Source organism: Candidatus Desulfolinea nitratireducens, from assembly GCF_982879505.1.
On record NZ_CEYOSI010000118.1, the window covers coordinates 2,378 to 10,665 of the forward strand.

Below are 8,288 nucleotides of genomic sequence, written 5' to 3' on the forward strand. Positions count from 1 at the left end.
TGATATCGGTACATACTGCCAGATCCTGCTGGATAAATTCGTTTAGTTGATAGCCATGCATCTTTTGATGACGCAAGAGACCAAGGAAAAGTAGTTCGCGCGTTGTCATATCGTTTCCTTTAGTTATCAGAAAAATAGTCAATCCTGACTATTCCGGATTGAGTATATAGCTTCGGCAGATTTTGTCAAGTAGATAGCGTCTGGGTTATCCTTGGTTATAATACGGGGATGAACGATCTTCCCGTCACACAAATCAGTATTCCCCCTGGCTTCATAGATCTGGGCATGGGCAATCCGGATTTTGACTTGTTGCCGCTTTCAATTATGCGTCGTGCTTCGGAAGCATATTTTGAGAGAGGTGAACTAAACTCGCTGCAATATGGGGCGGAACAGGGAAATGGTTATTTCCGGGCTACTCTGGCAGACTTCCTTTCCGTCCCGTTCAAATCGCGCGTGAACCCTGATTCTCTATTTGTTACCCAGGGCGCATCCTCCGCCATCGACCTGATCTGTACACTCTATACTCGCCCCGGTGACGTGATCTTTGTTGAGGAACCCACCTATTTCCTGGCATTGCGGATCTTTGCAGATCATGGGCTACGCGTCATCTCAATCCCGATGGATGAGGATGGCTTGCTGATAGAAAAACTGGAAGATGCGTTAGACAGACATAAGCCAAAGTTTATTTATACAATCCCAACTTTTCAAAACCCCAGTGGGCGAACATTATCACCTGCACGGAGAATAAAACTGATTGAATTGGCACAGCGGGATAAATTTCTCATATTGGCCGATGAGGTTTATCATCTTCTCGGGTATACCGAGAAACCGCCTGCTCCTTTTGCTCTACTTGCGGATGACGTGGAAGAAGTCATTTCTATTAATTCATTCTCAAAGATCATGGCCCCCGGTCTGCGGCTTGGGTGGATCCAGGCACATCAGAAAATACTCAAGGAATTGGCAGGCTGCGGCCTGCTCGATAGCGGCGGAGGCTTGAATCCCTTCACCTCTGCAATAGTTCGCGAAGCGATTGAAACGGGCGATTTGGCTAAGAATATCGCACATTTACACAAGGAATATGTAACTCGCCTAAACGCATTAACTGCTGCTTTGCACCAATATATTCCTTTGGCAGAATTCACGCCTCCTCAAGGCGGCTTCTTTGTTTGGGCTCGGATACCTGGAAAGGATACATCTGCATTACGTCAGCATGCAAAGAAATTTAAAGTGGATTTCCGTCCTGGAGAACTTTTTTCCGGTCAAAAGGGAACGCGAGAATATATGCGCCTGGGCTTTTGTTTTTATGAGCCAAGCGCTATTGAAGAAGGGGTTATTCGGTTAGGGAATTGTTTGAGTTGATATTAGCCGCGGGTAATACGCATGGCTGGTGTTGTGAGATAATCAGGAAAAAGTAATTAAGGAATTAGAAAGCGCTCAATATAAGTGCGATCTATTGGCAGTTTCTTGTTTTCTTTCGAGAGGATTGTATTTTGAGAAATCCTGCCTTGCGATTTGCTCAGTCACCTCATTGCTGATTTGACGCTATGCAAGGATGGTGATTCGTTCAAAGCAAGATTTCTGGCTTAAAACCCCCATTACATTATCGGCAGATCCACATCGGATGCCGAAACTCGCGCAGGATATTTTCTGCCGTGCTGCCGAGCGTAAGATGCCGCACAGGGCGGAAGCTGAATCCCCCCATAAATAACAAATTGATGTCGTATTTTTTTGCTGTTTCCAGGACCATTTCAGCAATTGGCCCTTCCTTAAGCACATAATTCACATCTGTTAAATTATGCTCTGTGAGATAACGCCGTGCTTTCTCCAAGGCAGCCTGGCTGGTATGCGATGTTTCCACGGTTACCACTGTTAAAGATTTTGGCCACCGGGCAGTTAGATAGGTGGCAATGAACAGGGCTTCATCCGCTTTCGGGCTGCCATCGTATGCCAGCAGCGCATGGCTATAATCAGATTGCGTACCATCTGGCCTGACCTGGATGGGTCGAGGGCATTGTTGAACGATCAGTTTCAGATCAGGGCTTATCCGAGCCAAAGGTTGGTTTTCTGGCGGGCGAGTGCTGTTGACGATCACAAAATCAACCCAGGCTGCATGCTTGAGAATCGACCGAACCGGGTTGCTGCCAACTTCAACGGCAAATTCTCCCTGTATCCCCGCATCCTGGCAGCCCTGATTAAATCTTGCCTGCATCTGATGTACAGCATCACTCTCCAGTTGTGCCTTTTCTGGAACGACATGTAAGCCGAGGATATGGTCACCGTCAAATTGGGCAGCTTTCAAAATAAATTCAAACATCCGCCAACCCTCATTACTGCCATCCAGGGGGACGAGAATATGTTCAAATAAATGATGATAGCGTTTGCGCGCCAGTTGTTGTTTGCGCCACAAACCCGGAATTGGGCCTTCATCTAAAAATGGGGATATTTTTGTTATGATTCGACTCAACAAATCGCGCGGTTTTTTGGGCTTGCTGATCAGGTCAGACACACCGGTTTCCATCTCCACATGCCAGCCAAGCTCCTTTTCCAACTCGGTCTGACGTTCGGAGAGCAGCACATACATATCCGCCTCTGTCCTTTCGGGAAAGCGATGCAAGACACCCAATTCACGGACGATCTGAATCACAGGCAGATAGACCAGATCATACCAATCTACAATGGCTTTCTGCCTTAATTCGCTTTCATCAGATATATCCTGCTTTCTTTTCAAGAGATAAAATTCGGCATCTATCTGCTCAAGAAAAACCTGATACTGTTCACAAAAAGTCATCAAAAGGTCGACATCGGGGCGTAGATTATCTAAGTTGGTTTTTTCCAGAAAGTCAGCATAACGATACTTACAGATGATTTCGTTGGGATCATCATCTGCAGCTAGTGGTACCCTTGTTTTTACCTCAGTCACATAGGCAGAAATTGTTTTCGAATTCAATTGACGGGCGATAGAAACTCGATGGTTGCCATCCTGAACGAAATAAGTATCCCCAATTTGATAGACTTCAATTGGCGGCATACCAACCATGTCATTAACAGCAGCTTTCACTTCTACCCAGCGCTCTTCATCAGTATCCTTCTTGGGCAAAAAGCTGCGGGTGAAATCATTGTAACGAGCAACGCTGCCTACAATTTTTTCCAGGGGAATCTCCTGGAGTCCATGTTTGACGGTCGCCCCTGTGCTTCTTAATTGTTGCCGCACCTCATCAAAACAAAGAAGTTCGCCCGCCTTTCCCCGTAAACGCGACAATATCTGCTGCATTACGGCTTGCTTTCTGGCATATTGAAAATCGTGCAAGGCCAATTGGTAACTGGCCTTAGATCGTATTTTCATTTATTATTCCCGTAGAAGAATATGGCTTTCGCCAGTAAAGAATATCTTATACATAAATTACCTGATATCCTTCATTAATGAAAGCCCTAATTTTGCAGTGCCTTTGTCATTCATTCTCCACGTTACTTTAGCTTAACACTTAGATATTGTTGAGAGCAAAATTCTAATCCCTATCTGCAAACTCCCGCACTCCTTCAAGATAAGCCAGGCTTTGTTGATTGATCTGCAGCACCGTTGCAATGATATTGGATAAATGAATTTCTTTTAAGACGTAGATATCAATCCGATTGCTGTCCCCAGCCCCTGGCTAAGGCATTGAGGCCAGCAATAATAATAAACCCGGGCCAAACACGCCCCCAATCCAGATTAAACAAAAAGATTGCAGCTACAAACAAAGGAAACAGAGAGCCCATAACTACCTGGATCGATTCTTCTGTTATTTCCCCGGATTCTCTGAATATATTGACTGCACGACTCCATGCGCCGAAGACGGGGATCAGAATAAATAATGCCCACCAATTGTTAAAATAAATATCACTATATTGCATCACAAGAAATATGACGCCAATGGCTATCAATACCAGACCACCCATTACTCCACTGTCTTTCTTTTTATTGGGATCTGTGTTTTCTTCAGTATTCATCTTTTCTTCTCCTTTTGAGACGGATAAACCAATTTGCTGTAAAACACCAAGCTTTGTCTACCGATAAAATCATCTGCCAGAAACAAAAGCCTGGCTGGTTAGGCTTTTGGATGTTGATTATTATACTGGAACAAGAAAACAACATTTTCCATCTTAATTATCTCCCTGCTTGTCTGTCTGAACGCTTAGGTAAAATTTCGTTGATGGCAAATTTTCACACTTCTAATCCCCGTCCGAAAACTCCCGCGCGCCTTCCACATAAGCCAGGCTTTGATGCCTGAAATAGGTATTATATAACTCGGCATAATGCCCTTCTTTCGCGAGCAGGTTGTCGTGATCCCCCTCTTCGATGATGCCGCCATTTTCCATCACCAGGATCCGGTCCGCAGATTTGATCGTCGACAGGCGGTGAGCGATCAGGATGCTGGTCGTATTCTCAAGGATCAAATTCAAAGCCTGCTGGATCTGCCATTCGGTAAAGGGGTCAATGCTGGCGGTCGCCTCGTCAAGAATGAAGATGGCCGGGTTCTGGATCAACACCCGCATTAGTGCCACCAATTGACGTTGTCCCATCGAAAGGCGTCCACCGCGCTCGCCAACCTGACTTTCAAATCCATTTGGCAGCGTCTCGAGCCATTCACCATCGCCGATCTTGCGGGCCATTTTCAACATCGCGGCCTCGGTCGCATTCGGGCAGGCATAGCGGATATTCTCAGCGACCGTCCCCGAAAAGAGGAAGGGCACCTGCGAGACGATCCCCAACTGGCGGCGATAGGAGGTCAGGTCGAAACTGCGGATATCCTGCCCGTCGAGGGTCAACTTCCCGGACTGGAATTCATAAAAGCGGGCGATCAGCTTGGCAATCGATGATTTCCCGGCGCCGGTATGCCCGACGAGGGCCAGATTCTCTCCGGGCGGGATCAGCAAGTTGAAGTGGGAAAGGATCGGTTCAGAGGGGCTATAGTGGAAGAAAATCTCCTCGAAACGGACTCCGCCTTTGAGTTGCTTCACCTCTTGATCATCCACCTGAATAACATTTGGATCGGCGTCGATCAGCGCGTAAACCCGTTCGGCTGCCGATAAGCCCTGCTGGATCTGCGCCCAAAAGGCAGAGAGATTCATGATCGGAAAGAGGAAATGGTTCAGACTCAGAAGGAAGAGGAACCAGGCCGCCGCTGTCACACCACCCTGCGCGGCGCTCCACCCACCGACGTAAACCATGATGGCCGTGGCGATTCCGCCCATGGCATTCAGGGTGGGAAATACCAGCGCGAGCACAAAACCGCGCCGTACGTTGACACGATAAGAATCTTTATTGGCCGTGTCAAAGGTCCCGAAGATGCTCATTTCCTGACGGAAATTCTTGGCAACCGAGATACCGCTGACCGTTTCCTTGATGGTCGCATTCACCTCAGCCATGGCGCGCATCCCATTGCGGGTGACCTTGCGGGCCATCTTGCGGAAACCAGAGGTAATAAAGAAAATCACCGGCAAATAGGCGATGACAAGCAGGGTCAACTTCCATTCGGTGCGGAAGAGGACCACCATCAGAATGCTGGCCTGGATAAGTTGCGCAGTCACATCGGTGACAATGGTGACCAGTTGCCCAAAATCCTTGGTATCGGAGGTGATCCGCGAGACGATCCGCCCCGATGAAAATTTATCGTAAAAGGATAGGTCGTGGTCAGCAGCGGCACGGAAAGCACTGGTGCGCAATTCCATGACGACATCACCGATGGCGCGAGCCGTGATCGAGCGACGAATCCAGTTGATGCCCCAGTTGAGCACACCGATCATGAATACACCACCGCCAATCAGCAGGGTCGCTTCCATTGTGGGGCGGGTATCCAGCGCTTCGAGGCTGCGGCTGATGATGATCGGGGTGGCTGCGCTGATCAGTGCAACGATGGTTACCAGAATAGAAATACTGATGATCCGTTTTCGTTGAACTGAAAAACCTCCCGCGATGCGCTTGGTTAGTTCGCGGTCTGAATATTCTCGGTCGTAGTTTTCGGCGCCAAGGCCGGAGAAAAAGCCCATAAGTCGGTGTCCAGTGATTAGTGAAGAGTGAGTTGTCAGAAAGTAAAAGTATGACAGTCTCTGAGCGGAATACCGAGTGAATGCGAGGTATGTAGTCGAAGAGCGACTTTGCAAATACCGTCCTTCACCCTATCGGGTACAGGGGACTGCGTGCTTCACATTCGTTCAGCACTCCGCTCAGAGACTGGCGGTTTTCTTTTATTCCGAAAAAATGCGCCTATATGATTCGCTGGTTTTCATCAGCTCATCATGATCGCCAATTGCGGCAATACGCCCCTTGCGCAGGACGATGATCAGATCTGCCCAGCGAATTTGCGAGAGGCGATGGGTGATCAGAAAGGTCGTGCGTCCCTTCGCCGCGGCGGCAATGGCGCGCTGGATATTATCCTCGGTGGCGCTGTCGATGGCGGAGGTCGAATCGTCGAGGACGAGAATGCGCGGATCGGTCAGGAAGGCGCGCGCGAGCGCCATCCGCTGGCGCTGCCCGCCAGAGAGGGTCACACCGCGTTCGCCAAGAACAGTCTCATAGCCCTTTTCAAAGCTCATGATAAATTCATGCGCCTGCGCCGATTTTGCCGCAGCGATAATCTCAGCCTGGGTGGCATCTGGTTTGCCAAAGGCGATATTCTCTGCGATCGAGTTGGAGAAGAGGAAAATATCCTGCTCAATGATCGAGATCTGGTGGCGCAACGAACCGAGATTCCAGTCGTGGACGTCGACCCCATCGACAAAAACCTGCCCGCCGGTGACATCGTAGGTCCGGTTGAGCAGCTTGACGAGGGAGGTCTTCCCCGCGCCAGTCTGTCCGACAATGGCGACCGTTTGTCCGGGTTTAACGGAAAATGTGATCTCCTCCAAAACGGGATCGGTCTGGTTGTAGGCAAATGCCGCTTGACGGAAGCCTATTTCCCCGCGCATGATTTCGGCGTAGCCTTCCCTATTTTGATCAAGGAGGGTTTCGCTATTAATTAATTCCAGAATACGGCGCGCACTCGACATCCCCAATGAAACCTGGGTATAGGCGAAAGTCGAGGCAAAGGTCGGGAACATGAGCATTTCCAACAGGCCAACATAGGCAACAACTGCACCGATCTGGATCTCACCCTGGCGCAGAAGGATCAGTGCATGCAGCAGCCCGCCGCCGAGCGCCATCCCGAAAAGCAGCATGGGAATAAAACGCGCTTCGAGATCACCCTGTTTAACGAAAGCATCCCGTACACGCCGGGCCTGGTGATTGAAGAGAGATACTTCGGCCTCTTCCTGCGCTGCGCCCTTGACCGTTTCGACACCATCGAGGGCCTCGGCCAGACGGGTATTCATATCGCCAAAGGTGGCGCGGACCGCATCGGTAACGGGAGAGAGGCTACGCAAATATTCCCAGAGAGCGAGGAAATAGGCAATGGCGAAAAGGGTTGGTGTGAGCAATAGCGCCGGATGATAACGCGGCGCGTAGATAAAAGGCATGATCAGAAAGGTTAATGAACCCACCACAAGATTAATGCCCGGGCTGAACATGAAGTTGATCTCGCGCACATCATTGGTGGCGCGCGCCATGGTATCACCAACTGGCTGAATATTATGGAAGGTCATGCTTTTGCCGAGAAGGGAAATATAAAGCTCGTCACGAATATTGCGCTCAAGCTTTTGGGCGATCAGATCGGCCCCAAAGTTTCGCCCCAGCTGGAGGATTGCCCGCACAACCTGCGAACCGCCGATAAGCAGGGCGAGGGGGAGCAATCTGCTGGTTTGGGGAACGGCTGCGGTGATCGCATCGAAGGCTTCGCCGACATAAACGGGCATCAGCCCGGCAAGGCCGGCGTTCCCCAACGCGCCGATAATGATGACGATCCATATCCACCAATAACGATAGGCATGTGACCAGATCCAGCGCGCAGGGCTGGTCCGATTCGTTGAATGAGTACGCGAAATGGTGAATTCAGAGGCAAGAGGATGTGCTGTCATAAGAAGATGATTGTACCATTCTGGTAACGTACCCTATCAAATACTGAAACTATTTGGACAAAGTTGGGTTTATATAAATGATCTGGCAATTCGGCCAGCCCATCTCGTTCTAAGGAGATTGTAAAATGAATATGCCCAAAGCTCTTTCAACATGGTTTATGGTTCTTTTCTTCCTATTTGTTGGTCTAGCCGCATTTGTACCTGCTCTTGCTGGTGGTATCTTTGCAACATTGACCGCCATTTTTGCTCTTGGCGCTGCCGTCACTCTCTTCATGGGCAAATAATCATTTTTTAATACA

General features: G+C 49.1%; 6 protein-coding genes. 1 reads left to right on the forward strand and 5 read right to left on the reverse strand.

Translation table 11 applies throughout. From position 1 onward, the window contains the following. Window positions 1-228 precede the first annotated feature (228 nt). On the forward strand, window positions 229-1,359 hold the full coding sequence (locus AC3DOM_RS11115) for an aminotransferase-like domain-containing protein (RefSeq protein WP_487919118.1): 1,131 nt from the start codon (window positions 229-231) through the stop codon (window positions 1,357-1,359). 241 nt (window positions 1,360-1,600) lie between these two features. Here the strand turns inward: AC3DOM_RS11115 and AC3DOM_RS11120 are convergent, their stop codons facing one another. The 5 genes from AC3DOM_RS11120 to AC3DOM_RS11140 form a co-directional block, all read right to left on the reverse strand. Next, the gene (locus tag AC3DOM_RS11120) at window positions 1,601-3,343 is read right to left on the reverse strand and encodes a universal stress protein (protein WP_487919119.1); all 1,743 of its coding nucleotides are present in this window, start codon (window positions 3,341-3,343) and stop codon (window positions 1,601-1,603) included. Between the two features lie 278 nt (window positions 3,344-3,621). Next, window positions 3,622-3,987: a LiaF transmembrane domain-containing protein gene (locus AC3DOM_RS11125; protein WP_487919120.1), complete on the reverse strand. Its 366-nt coding sequence runs from the start codon at window positions 3,985-3,987 to the stop codon at window positions 3,622-3,624. A gap of 222 nt (window positions 3,988-4,209) precedes the next feature. Continuing rightward, window positions 4,210-6,027, reverse strand: coding sequence for an ABC transporter ATP-binding protein (locus AC3DOM_RS11130; RefSeq protein WP_487919121.1), 1,818 nt, complete (start codon window positions 6,025-6,027; stop codon window positions 4,210-4,212). Between the two features lie 198 nt (window positions 6,028-6,225). After that, window positions 6,226-7,989: an ABC transporter ATP-binding protein gene (locus tag AC3DOM_RS11135; protein WP_487919122.1), complete on the reverse strand. Its 1,764-nt coding sequence runs from the start codon at window positions 7,987-7,989 to the stop codon at window positions 6,226-6,228. Between the two features lie 109 nt (window positions 7,990-8,098). Beyond that, window positions 8,099-8,288 (reverse strand): hypothetical protein (locus AC3DOM_RS11140; protein WP_487919123.1); only part of this gene is annotated, 190 nt, incomplete at its 5' end.

Coding starts and splice junctions, on each gene's coding strand:
- AC3DOM_RS11115 (WP_487919118.1), top strand. CDS start 229: ATGAACGATCTTCCCGTCACACAAATCAGTATTCCCCCTGGCTTCATA.
- AC3DOM_RS11120 (WP_487919119.1), bottom strand. CDS start 3,343: ATGAAAATACGATCTAAGGCCAGTTACCAATTGGCCTTGCACGATTTT.
- AC3DOM_RS11125 (WP_487919120.1), bottom strand. CDS start 3,987: ATGAATACTGAAGAAAACACAGATCCCAATAAAAAGAAAGACAGTGGA.
- AC3DOM_RS11130 (WP_487919121.1), bottom strand. CDS start 6,027: ATGGGCTTTTTCTCCGGCCTTGGCGCCGAAAACTACGACCGAGAATAT.
- AC3DOM_RS11135 (WP_487919122.1), bottom strand. CDS start 7,989: ATGACAGCACATCCTCTTGCCTCTGAATTCACCATTTCGCGTACTCAT.